14 protein-coding genes are annotated in these 17257 nt (G+C 69.3%); 5 read left to right on the top strand and 9 right to left on the bottom strand.

What is annotated here, in order from left to right; all coding sequences use genetic code 11:
- Positions 1 to 225: 225 nt before the first annotated feature.
- Positions 226 to 2130, top strand: a complete 1905-nt coding sequence (locus VPH43_RS11155) for a M48 family metalloprotease (RefSeq protein WP_328577764.1) — start codon at positions 226 to 228, stop codon at positions 2128 to 2130.
- 73 nt (positions 2131 to 2203) lie between these two features.
- Here VPH43_RS11155 and VPH43_RS11160 read toward each other — a convergent pair whose 3' ends face one another.
- The gene (locus VPH43_RS11160) at positions 2204 to 3226 is read right to left on the bottom strand and encodes a saccharopine dehydrogenase NADP-binding domain-containing protein (protein ID WP_328577765.1); all 1023 of its coding nucleotides are present in this window, start codon (positions 3224 to 3226) and stop codon (positions 2204 to 2206) included.
- Positions 3227 to 3303: 77 nt separating this feature from the next.
- On the opposite strand from VPH43_RS11160, the gene VPH43_RS11165 reads away from it, so the two are divergent.
- Both VPH43_RS11165 and VPH43_RS11170 read left to right on the top strand, forming a co-directional pair.
- Positions 3304 to 3993, top strand: a complete 690-nt coding sequence (locus VPH43_RS11165; protein WP_328577766.1) for a TetR/AcrR family transcriptional regulator — start codon at positions 3304 to 3306, stop codon at positions 3991 to 3993.
- A gap of 227 nt (positions 3994 to 4220) precedes the next feature.
- Positions 4221 to 6491, top strand: a complete 2271-nt coding sequence (locus VPH43_RS11170) for a bifunctional diguanylate cyclase/phosphodiesterase (protein ID WP_328577767.1) — start codon at positions 4221 to 4223, stop codon at positions 6489 to 6491.
- Between the two features lie 3 nt (positions 6492 to 6494).
- Here the strand turns inward: VPH43_RS11170 and VPH43_RS11175 are convergent, their stop codons facing one another.
- Entirely contained in the window at positions 6495 to 7937 is a 1443-nt protein-coding gene (locus tag VPH43_RS11175) for an MFS transporter (protein ID WP_442909259.1), read from the bottom strand.
- A 109-nt stretch (positions 7938 to 8046) separates the two neighbouring features.
- Between VPH43_RS11175 and VPH43_RS11180 the strand changes: the two genes are divergently transcribed.
- A complete protein-coding gene (locus VPH43_RS11180) occupies positions 8047 to 8946 on the top strand; it encodes a LysR family transcriptional regulator (protein WP_328577768.1) in 900 nt (299 codons plus the stop codon).
- Here the strand turns inward: VPH43_RS11180 and VPH43_RS11185 are convergent.
- The 4 genes from VPH43_RS11185 to nirB are packed head-to-tail and all read right to left on the bottom strand — an operon-like array spanning position 8855 to position 14427.
- Positions 8855 to 10648, bottom strand: coding sequence for a bifunctional protein-serine/threonine kinase/phosphatase (locus tag VPH43_RS11185; RefSeq protein WP_328577769.1), 1794 nt, complete (start codon positions 10646 to 10648; stop codon positions 8855 to 8857). The genes VPH43_RS11180 and VPH43_RS11185 overlap by 92 nt on opposite strands.
- A 28-nt stretch (positions 10649 to 10676) precedes the next feature.
- Entirely contained in the window at positions 10677 to 11489 is an 813-nt protein-coding gene (locus tag VPH43_RS11190) for a formate/nitrite transporter family protein (protein WP_328577770.1), read from the bottom strand.
- A 47-nt stretch (positions 11490 to 11536) separates the two neighbouring features.
- Positions 11537 to 11881 carry a nitrite reductase small subunit NirD gene (gene nirD, locus VPH43_RS11195; protein ID WP_328577771.1) on the bottom strand — a complete coding sequence of 115 codons (345 nt, stop codon included), beginning with the start codon at positions 11879 to 11881 and terminating at the stop codon, positions 11537 to 11539.
- Between the two features lie 11 nt (positions 11882 to 11892).
- On the bottom strand, positions 11893 to 14427 hold the full coding sequence (gene nirB / locus VPH43_RS11200) for a nitrite reductase large subunit NirB (RefSeq protein WP_328577772.1): 2535 nt from the start codon (positions 14425 to 14427) through the stop codon (positions 11893 to 11895).
- Positions 14428 to 14675: 248 nt separating this feature from the next.
- Between nirB and VPH43_RS11205 the strand changes: the two genes are divergently transcribed.
- Positions 14676 to 15491, top strand: coding sequence for a PEP-CTERM sorting domain-containing protein (locus VPH43_RS11205; RefSeq protein ID WP_328577773.1), 816 nt, complete (start codon positions 14676 to 14678; stop codon positions 15489 to 15491).
- Positions 15492 to 15523: 32 nt separating this feature from the next.
- Here VPH43_RS11205 and VPH43_RS11210 read toward each other — a convergent pair whose 3' ends face one another.
- The 3 genes from VPH43_RS11210 to VPH43_RS11220 form a co-directional block, all read right to left on the bottom strand.
- Positions 15524 to 15895: a cupin domain-containing protein gene (locus VPH43_RS11210; protein WP_328577774.1), complete on the bottom strand. Its 372-nt coding sequence runs from the start codon at positions 15893 to 15895 to the stop codon at positions 15524 to 15526.
- A gap of 32 nt (positions 15896 to 15927) precedes the next feature.
- Positions 15928 to 16182 (bottom strand): hypothetical protein, encoded by a 255-nt coding sequence (locus VPH43_RS11215; protein ID WP_328577775.1) that lies wholly within the window; start codon positions 16180 to 16182, stop codon positions 15928 to 15930.
- A gap of 91 nt (positions 16183 to 16273) precedes the next feature.
- A complete protein-coding gene (locus tag VPH43_RS11220; protein WP_328577776.1) occupies positions 16274 to 17248 on the bottom strand; it encodes a hypothetical protein in 975 nt (324 codons plus the stop codon).
- Between the last annotated feature and the right edge of the window lie 9 nt (positions 17249 to 17257).

Genomic DNA, 17257 nt, shown 5'->3' on the forward strand with positions numbered 1-17257 from the left:
TGCCGGCGGGCGGTGACCTGGGCATGACGCGGCGATGACACGCCAGTGACGTCGCGCCGTCATCGCACCGTCACGGCACGGCCGGATGGTCGGGCGCTTGGCACACCTCTCCAGAAAGCGGTGCGATGCCGCTTGCGCGGCGTGACCCCCTTTGTTGCGGTGTGGCCCGCGCAATCCGGTGTGATCGACAATTCCCGCAACTACAAGTAACGGGGGGAGTGGTCGATGGAATATCCGGCGTTCGAGCAGATGGTTGGCCAACTCGAAGTGGCCATCGATCAGAAGCCAGTGTCCTACCGCATCAAGGTCTTGCTGCTGGTTCTGGTGGGCTTCGGGATCATCGCCTTGATGATGGCGGCTGCCGGAGTGACGCTGCTTGCACTCGTCGCCGTGCCGATTGCGCTGTGGTCTGGAGGCTTCCATGCCTGGGCCGCCTATCTTTGGCTCGCCAAGTTCCTGCTGATCCTGGCGATTCCAGTGTGGCTTCTCATCAGGTCGACCACTTCCGCGCTGTTGACCCGGTTGCCGGTGCCCGAAGGAGTGGAAGTGCGACGCTCCGATGTGCCGGCGCTGTTCGACGCCATCGACGCGATCCGCAGCCGCATGAGAGGGCCGCGTTTCCACCATGTGCTTGTCACCGACGACCTCAACGCGGCAGTGGTCCAGCGGCCTCTTTTCGGGCTCTTCGGCCCCTCTCGGAACTATCTGATCCTCGGCCTGCCGTTGCTGGAAAGCCTGCCGCCCGCGGAGGCGTCAGCGGTGGTCGCGCATGAATACGGCCACCTCTCCGGTGCGCATGGACGATTCGCGGCGTTCGTCTACCGCCTGCGGATCACCTGGGCCACGGTGCACGGGGTGTCGCGCCAATGGCAAGGGTTCGGCGGCAAGGCGCTGGGCAGGCTGGTCGAATCGTACGCGCCGTACTTCAATGCATACACCTTCGTTCTGGCGCGGGCCAACGAGTATCAGGCAGACGCTGCGGCGGCCGAACTGGTTGGCAGCCAGGCGACCGCCAGCGCATTGAAGCGGGTTGACGTGACCAGCGCGCACTACGGCAAGTTCATTCGCCAAACGTTCCGCAAGACCTTGGAGAGCCCGACTCCTCCGGACAACATTGCGGTTCAGTGGGCCAGCGCGGCGACCCAGGTCTGCGCCGAGGAGGCGCGCCGATGGCTGAAGCGAGCCGTGGCGCACAAGGCCGGCGTCGCAGACACGCACCCCTCGTTGCGGGACCGCCTGAAAGCGTTGCAGTGCACGGCGCCTGCCGACCTGGAAGAGGTACCGGTCTGGACTGGCGGACCGAGCGCCGCGCAAGCCTGGCTGGGGCCCCAGCTGAGTCCCGTTCGGGACCGGGTTCAGGCCCGGTGGAGGGACGATGTTCGTGATGCCTGGCGCCAACGCCATGAGACGGTGCTGAAGCAGCGAGCCCGCCTCGCCGAGCTTTGCGGGATGACCAGCCCAACACAAGAGCAGCATTCCGAGCGTCTTCGCCTGCGGTTGGATCTCGAAGCCCTGTCGGACTTCGAAGCCGACCTGGCCTCGTTTGCCGCGGCGTATCCCGCCAGCGTGTTGGGCCCGTATCTGGAGGGGGAGTGGCGACTGTCCATGGGCGACGAAATGGGCCTGGCGTGCCTGGAGCGTGCGATGGAGTTGGATGCCGACGCGGTGAAACCCGCTTGTGAAAAGGCGTTCGAGTACTTGCGGGAGCGCGAAGATGCGAGAGCGGATGCCTATCAGGAGCGCTGGCTCCAGCGGGACCGCTGGGAACAGTCGGTGCATCCGGAGTTGCGTGAGCTCAATGTCGACCATGAGTTGAGCGATCCGGAATTGACTGACGAGCAGCGGTCCAAGGTGGAAGCACTGGTGCAAGCCAACCATGCCGGCGTTGCGCACGCCTACATCGCGCGGCGCATCCTTCCGTCGGATGCCACGGTGCTCACCTACGTCCTCGGCCTGGAGCTTGAGCCCGCGCCGCCTCGATTGGAGATGCCGCATGAAATCGTGTCCCGATTGGCGGACACGGGCGGGTGGCCGGTGCACTTGATCGTGTGCACCTTGGACGGCAAGAACGCCAAACTGAAGCCGCGGCTCCAGGCGTTGCCGAGTGCGCGGATCGAACTCCACCCCTAGCGCTGCGGCGCGATGCGCACCTCCAGGAGGGACTCGCCGCAGCCGGCCCGTGGACCGCGGCATGTCCGGCGAATCAGCCGGGCGATGCGTCTCCAAACACCTCCAGCGCCGACCCGTCCAGCGAGCGCAGCATGTCGACCGCGTCCACCGCCTCACCCAGCGCCAACGCGCCGCTGCGCCGGTAGGCGGGGGCCATCAGGCGCTGGGCGGCTTCGATGACGACGGGTGCCGTCACGGCGTAGATGTCCTGCCCGCGCACGCCGGCGGTGCGGGTGATGCCGTGCTGCACCAGGCGCACCACCAGCTCGAAGCGCTGCGCCGAGCGGCCGCTATCGTCCGCGGCCGTCGGCGCCGGTGTGGCCGCGTCGCGGATGTCGGCCAGCGCCGAGCGGTTGAGCAGGGAGCGGATCTCGCGGGCCTTGAGGTGGCGGGACAGCGTGATCACTTCGCTGAAGGGCATCTGCGTCATGGCCTGCGGCCCCAGCGGCGCGGAGAACACCCAGTTGGCCACGTCGGCCGAAGGCTGAAGCGGCGCCAGGCGGCCATCCCGCACCACCACCCGCGGCACCGTGTTGCGCTCGCCCGTCTTGCGCGTGCCGCTGGTGGGCCACCAGCGGTCCAGGGCGATCGCCACCGTGATCTCGTCGATGTCACCCTCAGCGGCCAGGGCGCTGGCCAGCAGGTCGGCGAGGCCGCCGTAGAAGGCCGCGGCGGGGATCACGGCCCTGCCGGCGGCGCGCGCCGGTGCGTCGAGTTCGGTGAAGCTCGCCAGGGCGCTGGCCTGCTCTGCCGTGACGTCGATGTAGTGGCAGCCGGCACGCAGCGCGGCCTGCGCCACGGCCGCCGCGGTGTCCAGGAACGGGCCGGCGCAGTTGATCACCACCGCGCAGCCGGCGAAGGCGCGTTCCAGGCTGGCGGGATCGTCCAGATCGGCAGTGCGCTGCGGCACGATGGGGGGCAGGGCCTCGGCGAGCCGTGCGGCGCTGCGCCCGACCGCCACCACGGGCAACCCGCGGCGCTGCGCTTCCTGCACGACAAACCGGCCGGTGTGGCCGGTGGCGCCGTACACCGCGATGAATTTGCTGGTGGAGTTCATGTCGAGCCTTCCTATGGTGAGTGATACAGACCTGTCTGTGCTTGTAATGTGACAGACAGGTCTGTATCGTGTCAAGCATGCGCACTCCTGCCGGCTCCCGCACTCGCCCCGATCCTTTGGCCATCAGCCGCTCCCGGCCGGCCGCCAAGCGCCCTGCCGTGGCACGGGCCCGCGCCACAGGTGCGCCGGCCACCGAGCCGGCCGCCGAGGTGCGCGACCGCATCCTCGACACCGCCTCCCGCCTTTTCTACGAGCGCGGCGTGCGCGCGGTCGGTGTCGACCTGGTGGTGCTGGAGGCGGCGGTGGCCAAGACCAGCCTCTACCGCTACTTCCCCACCAAGGACGACTTGATCGTCGCCTTCCTGGAGCGGGAGGACGTGGACTTCTGGGCCCAGTGGGACAGCGTGTCCGCGCAGTTCGCCGACGACCCCGCCGGCGAGCTGGACGCGCACATGTGCTGGATTGGCGAACGCCTGGCCCGCTCCAACTACCGCGGCTGCCCGCAGATCAATGTGGCCGCCGAGTTCGCTGAGCACGACCACCCGGCCCGCGAGGTCGCGCGGCGGCACATGCAGGCGTTGCGCAGCCGCCTGCACGTCATCGCCAAGCGGCTGCGCGTGCCCCGGCCACAGCAACTGGCCGCGCAGCTGGCGGTGCTGGTGAACGGTGCCTTTGTCAGCGCCGGCCTGCTCAGCCCCGACGAAGCCACCGGGGTGTTGCGGGCCGCTTTGAAGGCCTTGCTGGCGGGTGCGAAGGCCGGCGCCTGAGGGTTGACCCCTGCGCGCAGCCATAACGCCCGCCCAGTTGTCCGGATCGCCGGACATGGTGCAGCAGCGGATACCCCAGCCGGTCGGCCGCGCGCAAAAACCGCTCAGCAGATCACGTGGCGGCCCATCCGCCCCTACTTGGCGGACAGCGCCAGGAGGGGTGACCCCGTAGAGCGGCCCGGCCCATTGGAGAACAATCCCAGCCAGGGATGGCTCCGGCCGGGATCATGCCGTTCACCAACCTCTTTGCTCCGAAGGACAGGGGGCGCCAGGCGCAGCGGCGCTTTGCGTTGGGGGTGATCCTTGTCAACGTGGCGGTGGCCGGCCTGCTGGCGCTGCTGGTGTACCTGGTGCTGGCCGCCAGCCGGCGGGCCTATGAGACGCAGGCGCGCGACACCGCGGAGGGCCTGGCCGCCGTGGCCCAGCTGAACGTCGCGTCCGAGCTGTCGCGGGTGGACAACCTGCTGCGCGCCGCGCTCGGCGAGCTCGACGCCGGGCGCCAGGCGGGCCGCCTGGACGACGACACCGTCAACCGCATCCTGGCCCGCCACCGCGAGCTGCTGCCCGGCGTGGAAGGGCTGCGCCTGGCCGACGCGCAAGGCCGGGTGCGCTGGGGCAACGACCTGCCAGCCGGTGCCCCGGTGGACATCTCCGACCGCGACTACTTTGCTCAGGCGCGCCAACGCGCGGACGGCGCAGCGGTGATCGGCGGGCCGGTGAAGTCACGTGTGTCAGGCAACTGGGTGGTGGCGCTGGTGCACGCCGTGCGATGGGAAGGCCGCTTCGACGGCGTGTTGTTCGCCACCCTCGCAGTGGACCATTTCCAGCGCCTGTTCGCCCGCTACCACCTGGTGGAACGGGATGCGATCACGCTGCGCACCAGCGACCTGCGGCTGGTGGCGCGCCATGCGCCGGGCAGCACGGCCGCATTGAGCATCGGCAGCACTTCAGTGTCGGCGGAACTCCGCGCCGCGATGGCGCGCAACATCAGCCATGGTGCCTTCGTGTCCCGCAATCTCCCCGACGGCGTGGAGCGCACCGCGGCCTTCCGGCAGGTGGACGGCTGGCCCTTCGTGGTGATCACCGGCCTGGGAAACGAGCGCTTCTTCGCACCGTGGCGCGCGCAGGCCCGGCAGGTCGCCCTGCTGGCGCTGGTGGCCTGGCTGCTCACGGCCGTGGCCACCTACTCGGTGTACCTGTCGTGGCTGCGCCAGTCGCACAGCATGCGGGCCCTGGCCGCGCAGACCCGCCGGGTGCAGACGCTGCTGCGGGTGGCGAGCGACGGCATCCACATCCTCGACCACACCGGGCGGCTGGTGGCGATGAGCGACTCCTTCGCGCAGATGCTGGGCTCCACCAGCCAGCAGCTGCTCGGCCGCCACGTGAGCAGCTGGGACGCCAACCAGGGCGAGGCCCGCATCTCGGCCTGGCTGGCCACGATCCGCAACGGTGACCGCCAGCTGGTGGAGGTGCAGCACCGGCGCGACGACGGCCGCATCCTCGACGTGGAGCTGGCGCTGAGCGTGGTGGACATCGACGGCGAGCTGATGGTGTTCGGCTCGGCACGCGACGTCACCGAACGCAAGCGCCTGCTGGCGTCGCTGGAGGCATCGTCGGCGCAGGCGCGCCAGCTGCTGGCCGAGCAGACCGCCATGCTGAACAACGACATCGTCGGCATGGCCAAGCTGCGCGATCGCACCGCGCTGTGGACCAACCGGGCGCTGGAGCGCATGTTCGGCTACGCCGCCGGCGAACTGCAAGGCCGCTCCTCGCGCCTGCTGTACCCCAGCGACGCCGCTTTCGAGGCGCTGGGCCGGGAGGCGTATGCCGCACTGGCCGCCGGCCAGAACTACCGCACGCAGCTGCAGCTGCAGCACAAGGAGGGGCACCTGCTGTGGATCGACCTCAGCGGGGTGGCCCTGTCGGACGGCCTGTCCTTCTGGATGATGGTGGACATCACCGCGATGAAGGAGGCGCAGGCGCGCATCGAGCACATTGCCTTCCACGATGCGCTCACCCAGCTGCCCAACCGCCTGCTGCTGGCCGACCGCCTGCACCAGGCGATTGCCGCGGCCGTCCGGGCGGGCACCCGCACGGCGGTGTGCTACCTGGACCTGGACGGCTTCAAGCAGGTGAACGACATGCATGGGCATGAAGCCGGCGATGCGCTGCTCGCGGAGCTGGCCAGCCGCCTGCAGGCTGCCCTGCGCGGCAACGACACCGCCGCGCGGGTGGGCGGTGACGAGTTCGTGTTGCTGATCACCGGGCTGGAGCAAACGGGGGGATGGCGCCCCATCGTCCAGCGCCTGATGGAGCTGCTGCACGCGCCGGTGGTGTTGCCCGGCGGGCTCCTGGTGCGTGTGGGCGCCAGCATGGGCGTGGCGCTGGTGCCCGACGATGGCACCGACCCGTCCGCCCTGCTCGCCAAGGCGGACGAGGCGATGCTGCATGCCAAGCGCGCCGGCAAGGGGCGCATCGTGCTGGCGGCCGGTGGCTGACGCTCAGCCCGGCCGGCCGTCGATGCGCTGGCCTGCCGCGCCGGCGCGTGCGATGGCCAGCGCCAGCACCAGCAGCGCCGCCGCCACGCCGAAGGTGACGCGCACGCCCAGCGCCACCGCGCCCGCTTGCGCCGTGGCCACGTCCGCGGTGCCTGCGGCCAGGGCGAAGAGAGTGCCCATCACCGATGCGCCGGTCACCAGCCCGAGGTTGCGCGCCAGCGTGAGCAGCCCCGAGAACACGCCGCGCTGCTCGGCGGCCACGTCCGCCATCACCGCGGTGTTGTTGGCGGCCTGGAAGAGGGCGTAGCTCGCCGTGGTGAGCACCAGCGGCAGCACATAACCGGCCACGCCCCAGGCGATGGGCACGCTGCACAGCACCACGCAGCCGAGCAGCATGCCGGCCAGCCCGGCGGCCGCCATGCGCTGCGCACCATGCCGATCGACCCAGCGCCCGGCGGGCACGCCGGCAAGCGCCGACACCACCGGGCCGGCCGACATGGCCAGGCCCACCGCCGCGGTGGCCAGGCCGAAGCCGCGTGCCAGGTAGAAGGGCCCGACCACCAGCGTGGCCATCATCACGGTGGACACCAGCGCGCTCATTGCCAGCCCGGCGCGCAGCACCCGGTGGCGCAGGGTGGCCAGGCGGATCAGCGGTTGCGCAGCCCGGGCCTGCACCGCCACGAAGAGCGCGGCACCGAGCGCTGCGGCGAGCAGCAGCGCCACGTTGAGCGCGCCGAAGCGGCCGCGGCCCAGCGTCATCGCCAGCGCATAGGCGGCCAGCGTGCCGGCCAGCAGCAAGGTGCCCAGCGTGTCGAAGCCGGCGGCCCCGCCTGTGCCGGCCCTGCGGTCAGCCGGCAGGTGGCGCCGGGCCAGTGCCCACGCCAGCAGCCCCAGCGGCAGGTTGATGAAGAAGATGGCCGGCCAGCCCAGGCCCGCGATCAGCACACCGCCCAGCGAGGGCCCCAGCGCCGTGCCGATCGCCGAGGTGGTGCCCAGCAGCCCCATGGCCCGGCCCGTCTGGTGCCGCGGCACCGTGTCGCCGACGAAGGCCACCGCCAGCGCCATCAGCACCGCCGCGCCCACGCCTTGCAGGGCGCGTGCCGCGATCAGCCATCCCAAGCCCGGCGCCAGGCCGCACAGCACCGATGCCAGGGTGAACAGCGCGATGCCGGCCAGCAGCAGCGTGCGCCGGCCCACCAGGTCGCCCAGCCGCCCCGCGCCCACCACCAGCGCGGTGTTGGCCAGCAGGTACACGATCACCACCCACTGCACCTGGTGGAACGGGGCGCCGAAGCGCAGGGCGAAGGTCGGCAGGGCGACGTTGGCGATGCTGATGCCCAGCGAGGGCAGCAGCATGCACAGCGCCAGGCCGGCGAGGGCGGCCTTGGCCGACGGGGCCGGGCGGGCCGGTGCGGCGGTGGCGGAGTCGGTGGTCGGCATGCTCATGGCGGGGCCTGCGGTGGGGCGACTCCGGTGCGGAGCCGTCTGAACGATAGGCGTTGTGCAGCCATGGCGGAAGGCGCATCATTTGCACTTCATCCGTGCATAGAACGCCATGCCAGACACGCCCCGCCCCGACCTCAACCTGCTTGTCACGCTGGACGTGCTGCTGGCCGAAGGCAGCGTGGCGCGCGCCGCACGCCGCCTGCGGCTCAGCCCCTCGGCGATGAGCCGTGCGCTGGCCCGGCTGCGCGACACCCTGGGGGACCCGCTGCTGGTGCGGGCCGGGCGTGGCCTGGTGCCCTCACCGCGCGCGATCGAGCTGCGCGAGCGGGTGCGCCAGATCGTGCACGACGCCGAAGCGGCGTTGCGCCCGGCCAAGTCGCTTGACCTTCAGAAGCTGGCCCGCACGTTCACGCTGCGCACCAGCGATGGTTTTGTTGAGACCTTCGGGCCGGCGCTATTGGCGTTGGTGGGCGAGCAGGCACCCGGTGTGCGGCTGCGCTTCCTGCCCAAGCTGGACAAGGACAGCACGCCGCTGCGCGAGGGTGAGGTGGACCTGGAGACCGGCGTCATCGGCAAGGCGATGGGGCCGGAGGTGCGGGTGCAGGCGCTGTTCCGCGACCGCTTCGTGGGCGTGGTGCGCGCCGGCCATCCGCTGGCCACGGGCAAGGTGAGCGCGAAGCGTTATGCGGCGGCTCGCCACATCGCGCTGGCGCGCGCCAACCGCGACAAGGGCCGGGTGGACGAAGCGCTGGCCGCGCTGGGCCTGCAGCGTGAGGTGGTGGCCCAGGTGGGCGGCTTCTCGCCGATGCTGGCCCTGGCCCGCGCCACCGACCTGGTGGCCAGCGTGCCGGAGCGGCACACCGCCGGGCTGCGGGCCGGCATGGTGAGTTTTGCGCTGCCGGTGGCCCTGCCGGAGATCACCGTGTCATTGATGTGGCATCCGCGGATGGACGGCGATCCGGCGCATCGTTGGCTGCGGGGCTGCGTTCGAGACGCCACAAGCCGATGAGCACGATGCAGGCCAGGGCCAGCGCCGCACACAAGGCTTTCCAAAAGACCAGCGGGCTGCGTTCGATCAGCGGCTGGCGCGTGCTGCGCATCCGGCCCGCCGGCGGCTGGTGCAGTGCGTGCACGAACTCGTCCACGTCGGCATGGCGTTGCGCCGCATCCGGGTGCAGTGCTTTCTGCAAGGCGTCGTCCACCCATTCGGGCAGCGTGGGGCGCACCGGCACGGCGCTGCGGTAACGCAGCCGCTTCACGTCGGCCTCGTTGCGGCATTGCGCCACCTCGGGGCCATAAGGCAGGCGGCCGGTGAGCAGCTGGTAGGTGACGACCGCGAGCGAGAACTGGTCAGACACCGCCGTGCCCGCCTGCCCCAGCAGGCATTCCGGCGCCGTGTGGGCCACGCTGCCCAGCACGCCGGCCGGCGCATCGGGGGCCAGCTCCGCCAGGCCGGCCACGCGCACCGCGCCGAAGTCGATGATCTTCGGCGTGCCGGTCGCGTCGATCAGGATGTTCTCGGGCCGCAGGTCGCCATGCTGCATCTCGCGCCGGTGGAAGGCGCGCAGGGCGGTGCCTACCTGGGCCACGATGGCGCGCACGCGGGCCAGCTCGGCGTGGGGGTGGTCCAGCATCCACTGCGCCAGGGTGCAGCCCTCCACGTACTCGAACACCACATACAGGTACTGGCGCGGCCGGTCCACCGCGCGCGGCTTCAGCACATGCGGATGGTCGATGCGGCGCGCGACCCATTCCTCCAGCAGAAAACGCTCCAGGTAGGCCGGGTCGTTGCGCAGGTCGATCGAGGGCGTCTTGAGCACCACCACCTCGCCGGTGGCCTCGTCGGTGGCCAGGTGGATGTGGCTGCGGCTGCTGCCGTGCAGCTCGCGCACGATGCGCCAGCCGTCGAAGAGCATGCGCGGCTGCAGGATGGGCGGCAGCGGCAGCTGCGTGGCCAGGCGGGCCACTTCGTTCGCCTGCGGCTCGGGCAGCTCGGCCACCCGCACCAGCTGCACGGTGGCGTTGTCGGGGCCGCCGTGCGCGAGCGCCTGGTCGACGATGGCGCGCGCGGCGGCGTCGAGGTCATCACCATGCGCCTGCAATGCGGCGAGCAGGGCGGGCTCGGGCAGGTGCTCGTGCACACCGTCGGTCATCAGCACGAAGGTGTCGCCCACTTCGAGCGCCAGGTTGCGGTAGTCCAGCTCCAGCTGGGCCTGGGCGCCCAGGGCGCGTGCGAGGTAGTGCTGCCCGGCACCCACCTGCACCCGATGCTCCTGCGTCAGCGGCTCCAGCGCCTTGCCGCCGTGCACCTGGCAGATGCGCGCGTCGCCGACGTGGAAAAGATGCGCGGTGCGTGACTTGATGACCAGCGCGCTGAGGGTGCACACCCAGCCGCGGTCACGGTCGTAGCGGCCGGGCCCTTGCATGTTCTGCGCATGCAGCCAGGAGTTGGCCGCTACCAGCACCCGTTCCACCGAGGTCTTGACCGACCAGGCATCGGAGGTGCAGTAGTAGTCCTCCAGCAGGCTGCGCACGGCCGCCTGGCTGGCGAGCTGGCTCACCGCGCTGCTGCCGATGCCGTCGGCCAGCGCGATGGCGATGCCTTTGCTCGCCAGCAGCGGACCTTCGGGAATGAGGATGCCGTGGAAATCCTGGTTCACGGGCTGGCGGCCCCGGTCGGAGCACTGGCCGGTGAGCAGGGTCAGGGGCATGCCGGTGCGCTCGCCACCGTGGCGTGGATCAGGCGATCACGCGCTTGGGCGCGGTGCGTGCGTGGGTGGCGTAGAGCGTCAGGCCGGTGAAGCTCAAGCCACCCACCAGGTTGCCCAGCACGGTGGGAATCTCGTTCCAGATCAGGTAGTCCATCATCGAGAAGTTGGCGCCGGTGAGCAGGCCGAAGGGGAACAGGAACATGTTCACCACCGAGTGCTCGAAGGTCATGTAGAAGAACACCATGATGGGCATCCACATCGCGATGACCTTGCCGCCCACGGTGGTGGAGATCATCGCACCCACCACGCCGGTGGAGACCATCCAGTTGCACAGCATGCCGCGGATGAAGAGCGTCAGCATGCCGGCCGCGCCGTATTGCGCATAGCCCAGGGTGCGCGCCTCCCCGATGTGGGAGATCGCGATGCCCACCTTGCCGGGGTCGGTGCTGAAGCCGAAGGTGAACACGATGGCCATCAACGCGGCCACGGTGAAGGCACCACCGAAGTTGCCCACGAACACCAGGCCCCAGTGCTTGAGCACCGCGCCGGGCGTGACGCCCGGGCGCTTGTCGATCAGCGCCAGCGGCGTGAGCACGAACACGCCGGTGAGCAGGTCGAAGCCCAGCAAGTACAGCATGCAGAAGCCTACCGGGAACAGCACCGCGCCCAGCAGCGGCTGGCCGGTCTGCACGTTGATGCTCACGGCGAACACGGCGGCCAGCGCCAGGATGGCGCCGGCCATGTAGGCGCGGATCAACACGTCGCGCGTGGCCATGTAGATCTTGGATTCGCCGGCATCGACCATCTTGCTGACGAACTCGGAAGGCACGAGGTAGGCCATGGAAGGCTCCTTGGTGAGACGAAAGGGGAGGAGGCGGTGCGGCGGCCTCAGACGGCCACGAGCACGGTGTTGTTCTCGACGCGCACCGGGTAGGCCGCCACCGAGTGCTCGGGCAGCTCCAGGCATTCGCCGCTGCGCAGGTCGAAGTGGTGCTTGTAGAGCGGCGAGGCCACCACCACACGGTCGCCCACGCTGCCCACCAGCCCGCGCGACAGCACGCTGGCACCCGCCTTGGGGTCGATGTTGTCGATGGCAAAGAGGCGGTCCCCGCTGCCCTGCACGCGGAACACCGCCACATGGCGCTGCTTCACCAGCGCGCACACGCCGGTGTCCGGCAGGATGTCGTCGATGGAGCACACGGGGCTCCAGCTGCGGATGTCGTCTGCGTTCATGGGCTGCTCCTTCAGGCGGGTTGGTCGTCCAGGGTGCGCACGGGCGCGCGTTCATCGGGTGTGGCGGGGCGGATCTGCCCGCGCTCCTGCACGAACACCACGTGCTCGTCGGGCTGGTCGCTGTTGACGAACTGGCGGAAGCGCTTGCGCACCTCGGGGTTGGTCACCGCGTTCTTCCACTCGCATTCGTAGGTGTCCACCACGTGCTGCATCTCGGCCTCCAGCTCATGGGCGAGGCCGAGCTTGTCGTGCACCACCACGTCGCGCAGGTAGTCCAGCCCGCCTTCCAGGCTCTCGCGCCAGGTGCTGGTGCGCTGCAGCCGGTCGGCGGTGCGCACGTAGAACATGAGGAAGCGGTCGATGTAGGTGATGAGCTGCTGCTTGCTGAGGTCGGAGGCCAGCAGCTCGGCATGGCGGGGCTTCATGCCGCCGTTGCCGCAGACGTAGAGGTTCCAGCCCTTGTCGGTGGCGATCACGCCCACGTCCTTGCCCTGGGCCTCGGCGCATTCGCGGGTGCAGCCGGACACGCCGAACTTGATCTTGTGCGGCGCGCGCAGGCCCTTGTAGCGGTTCTCCAGCTCGATCGCCAGGCCCACACTGTCGCCCACGCCGTAGCGGCACCAGGTGGAGCCCACGCAGGACTTCACCGTGCGCAGCGACTTGCCGTAGGCGTGGCCGGATTCGAAGCCGGCGGCGATGAGCTCGTCCCAGATGGCGGGCAGCTGGTCCACCCGCGCGCCGAACAGGTCCACCCGCTGGCCGCCGGTGATCTTGGTGTACAGGCCGTATTTCTTGGCCACCTGCGCCACCGCCATCAGGCCGTCGGGCGTCACCTCGCCGCCCGGCATGCGCGGCACCACCGAGTAGGTGCCGTCCTTCTGGATGTTGCCCAGGAAGTAGTCGTTCGAGTCCTGCAGGCCGGCATGGTCCTGGTTGAGGATAAAGTCGTTCCAGCAGGAGGCGAAGATGCTGGCGGCCACCGGCTTGCAGATGTCGCAGCCCAGGCCCTTGCCGTGGCGGGAAATCAACTCGCCGAAGGTGCGGATGCGTTCCACCTTCACCAGGTGGAACAGTTCCTGGCGCGAGTGCGGGAAGTGCTCGCACAGGTGGTTGTTGACGGCGAGCCCCTGTTTCTTCAGCTCTGCCTTCATCACCTGCGTGACCAGCGGCACGCAGCCGCCGCAGGAGGTGCCCGCCTTGGTGCAGGCCTTGAGCTCGCCGATGGTGGTGACGCCGCGGCCCACCGCGTCGCAGAGTTGGCCCTTGGACACGTTGTTGCAGGAGCAGATCTGCGCGGCCGCGGGCAGCGCGTCGGGCCCCAGGGCGGGCGCTGCCTTGCCGTCGCTGGCCGGCAGGATCAGAAACTCGGGCGATGCCGGCAGCGGCAGGCCGTTGAGCATCATCTGCTGCAAGGTGCCGTACTCGGCGGCATCGCCCACCAGCACCGCGCCCAGCAGCTTCTTGCCGCATTCGGAGACCACGATCTTCTTGTAGACCTGGCGGCGCTCGTCGGTGAACTGGAAGGCGCGGCTGCCGGCGGTCTGGCCCATCGCGTCACCCACGCTGGCCACGTCCACGCCCATCAGCTTGAGCTTGGTGCTCATGTCCGCGCCCTTGAACTGCGCGTCCGGCTCGCCGGCGAGGTGGCGCGCGGCCACGCGGGCCATGTCGTAGCCGGGCGCCACCAGGCCGAAGACCTGGCTGTTCCATACCGCGCATTCGCCGATGGCGTAGATGTGGGGGTCGCTGGTGAGGCAGTGGTCGTCGATCGCGATGCCGCCGCGTGCGCCCAGCGTCAGGCCGGCCTGGCGCGCCAGCTCATCGCGTGGGCGGATGCCGGCGGAGAACACCAGCATGTCGGTTTCCAGCTGGCTGCCATCGGCAAACACCAGGCGGTGGCGCGCCTGCTCGCCATCGGTGATCTGCACCGTGTTCTTCTGGGTGTGCACCTGAACGCCCAGGGCCTCGATCTTGCGGCGCAGCATCTCGCCGCCGCCGCTGTCCACCTGCAACGCCATCAGGCGCGGCGAGAACTCCACCACATGCGTCTGCAGCTGCATGTCGCGGAGCGCCTTGGCGCATTCCAGCCCGAGCAGGCCGCCGCCGATGACCACGCCGCTGCGCGAGCGGGCGCCGCATTCGAGCATGGCCTCCAGGTCTTCGATGGTGCGGTAGACGAAGCAGTCGGCGCGGTCGCGGCCCGGCACCGGCGGCACGAAGGGCGTGGAGCCGGTGGCCAGCACCAGCTTGTCGTAGGGCAGGGTGTCGCCGGCCGCGGTGGTGACGGTCTTGGCAGCGCGGTCGATGGCCACCACGCGGGTGTTCAGCCGCAGCGTGAGGCCGTTGTCATCGAAGAAGCCGGCCGGCACCAGCGAGAGTTCGTCCGCCGACGTGCCGGAGAAGAAGGACGACAGGTGCACCCGGTCGTAAGCTGGCCGCGGCTCCTCACCGAGCACGCACACGCGTGCACCCTGCGGCAGCGCCTCGCGCAGGGATTCAACAAACTTGTGGCCGACCATGCCGTGGCCGATGACGACGATGTTCATGAGGAGGTGTCCTTGGAGCGGGTTCGCGGGCGCTGCCACGAAGGGGCGGCCCGGCAACATCAGCATCGATGCACATCGGCGTGCATGCCGGCAGCACTGCGGCGCGCGCCGGGACCCTGGGACCGGTGGCGCCGCGGCGCACCGAGTCAGGTCAGGCGGATTGAGCGCAAGGTCTGTGCCATCAGCCAGTACCGTGTGCGGTGCCGCAAGCGGCCGCCGCCGCACCAAATGCCGGCCGGGGCACCGGAATGGCGCGTGTGCACAGCGAACGGTGCACTGCGGTGGGGCATGCGCACCGCAGTCGTTTTGCAAAGGCTGAACCCGCCACCTATATTGAATTCGGTGCCAACAGGGAGTACACGATGCATCAAGGGTTCGGTCCGCCCCGCTTGGCGGCCTGCCTCGTCGGTTTGTGGGTTGCTTGCGCCTCGGCCGCTGGCTTCGAACCATCGCCGACCTTCGCTGCAGGCACGTCCGTGGCGGAGGAGCCGTGGCTGGCCGGTGACATTGTCGAAGACGTCACCACGCCATTCGACTTTCTCGGCACCATGAACTGGTGCTGCCGCGGCGACGATCCCGTGGTCGACACCGGCCGAGTCACCGGCGCGGTGCAGTCGCGCGTGGTGCACAGCATCGACGGCACTTACGACTTCTACTGGCGGATCTTCGTCAACAACGACTCGTTCCTGCCGATCAACGTCATGTCCATCACAGGGATTCCAGCGGTGGACCAGGTGGCCAGCTGGCGCAACGATCTGGACGGGGGCGAGGCGCCTCGCGGAGCTGGCTTGGCCGGCTCGGTGCTGACCTGGGATTTCTTCTTCAATTCGACCAGCGCCGTTCCGATTGGAAGTTCGTCGGTCTACATGTTCATCGACACCCAGGCCACGGCCTATACCCGGGCCGCCTCCATCGGGCTCAGCGTGTTCATGGAGCATGCCGGCAACAGCCTGGGTGGGAGCAGCGGGTTCATCTATCCGACGTTTGCGCCGGCTGTGCCCGAGGTGCCCACGGTGGTGCTGCTTCTTGGCGGGTTGGCGGCCTTTGCGTGGCGCAGGCGCTGAAGCCAAACTGCGCGGCGCCTTAGCAGCCCGCTTTACACCGGTCGCAGTTGCTCCGCCAATGAGCGCGTCTTCTCCGTCACGACGTCGCCGGTGTGCAGCGTGGTCTTGCGCTCGATCAGCAGGATCTGGCATTCCTGCTCCGCCACCGGGTTGTGGCGCACGCCCTTGGGCACGACGAACATCTCACCCTCGCCCAGCTCCACGGTGTCGGCCTCCATCTCGATGCGCAGCCGGCCCTTGAGCACGAGGAACAGCTCGTCCTCGTTGTCGTGGCTGTGCCAGGTGAGCGAGCCTTGCACCTTGGCGACCTTGATGAAGGTGTCGTCCACCTCGCCGATCACGCGGGGCGACCACAACTCCTGCAGCGATGCAGCAACCTGTTGGGGCGATATGACCTGCGGCATGGGGGCTCCTGGTGATGATGACGGTGGCCGTGTCACGCCACCACCAGCCCGGCACCGGCCAGCCGGGCGGTGACGGAGGCGAGATCGCCTTCGTATTCCCAGTACAGCACCCGCCCATGCGAGGAGGACACGAGGATGTACTTCTCGGACACCGACTGGATGCGCTCGACGGCGATCAGCTTGTCGACGAAGGCTTCGCCGGTGACTTCATCGACCACTTCCTTGTTGTCGCTGGTGTAGCCGTGCATGACCAGCGCGTTGCGAACGCGCAGTGAGATGAATTTCATGGAGGAGAAGGCGGCGGCTGAGGTGGGCCGCCATTCTGCCGCGGTGGCGATGCCACCGTGCGGGGCACGGTTGCACCGTGAAGACGCGGCCTCAGGCGGCGAGCTTCACCGGCTCGGCCAGGCGGGCTGGTGTGGCCGCCGCGAGCGCGTGCACGCGCTGCACGCCCGCCAGCAGCAAGGCCTTCTCCGCCTGCAGCCCATAGTCATGCGCCAGGGCGGCCATGCCGGGCGCGAGCGCCAGCTGTGCATCGGCCCGCAGCGACATGGCAGCGGCCTGGCGGAACTGATCGACGAACTGCCGCATGTGCCCCATCTCCACTTTCAGGAAGTTGGGCGCATGCCAGTACTCCAGGCCGCCCCAGCCGGGGTAACCCACCACCACGTTGCCACAGAGCGCCGCTTCGATCGGCGGGACCGGGCAGCCTTCGAAATCGCTGAACGCGAGGAACACGCGGGAGGTGCGCAGGTGCTCGGCCACCTGGTCCTCGTTCATGCCGTGGATGGGTTGGAAGGTCCAGCCCGGGAACTCCTTGGCCAGCCAGGGCACCACGTTGCTGGCATGGTGCGGCAGCTTGCGCGGCATGAAGGTGGCCTTGTTGAGCTTGGCCTCGGGCTTGAAGCGGGCGGTGTCCACCGAGTACTTCACCCGCACGATCTTGTGCGCGAACTCGGGGAACACGCTGGCCAGGTAGTCGCTGGTGTCCTCGCTGATCGAGACAATGGCCACCGCGTTCTTGTAGCACTCCCACACCTCCTGGATCGGCCGCGTGGGCAGCACCAGGTAGCCGTTCTGCACGAACATGCAGTAGCGCACGCCGATGCTGTGCAGCTGCGTGCCGAGGATGGTCATGATCTCCGGCACCATCACGATGTCGCTGGTGAGCAGCTGGTCGATGTAGGCGATGGGCGCCTGGTGGTTGAACCAGTCGCAGCGGTAACCCTGCGCAAAGTGCATCACCGTCGCCGGCACGCCGAGGCTGGCCAGCAGCTCGGCATGCTTGTAGATCACCTTGATGCCGCCGGTGGGGGTGTTCGAATCGGGGCTGATGTAGACCAAGCGGCTCATGGTTGTCTT

It is taken from the genome of Ideonella sp. BN130291, from assembly GCF_036231905.1.
GTDB lineage: Bacteria > Pseudomonadota > Gammaproteobacteria > Burkholderiales > Burkholderiaceae_C > CAMLIZ01.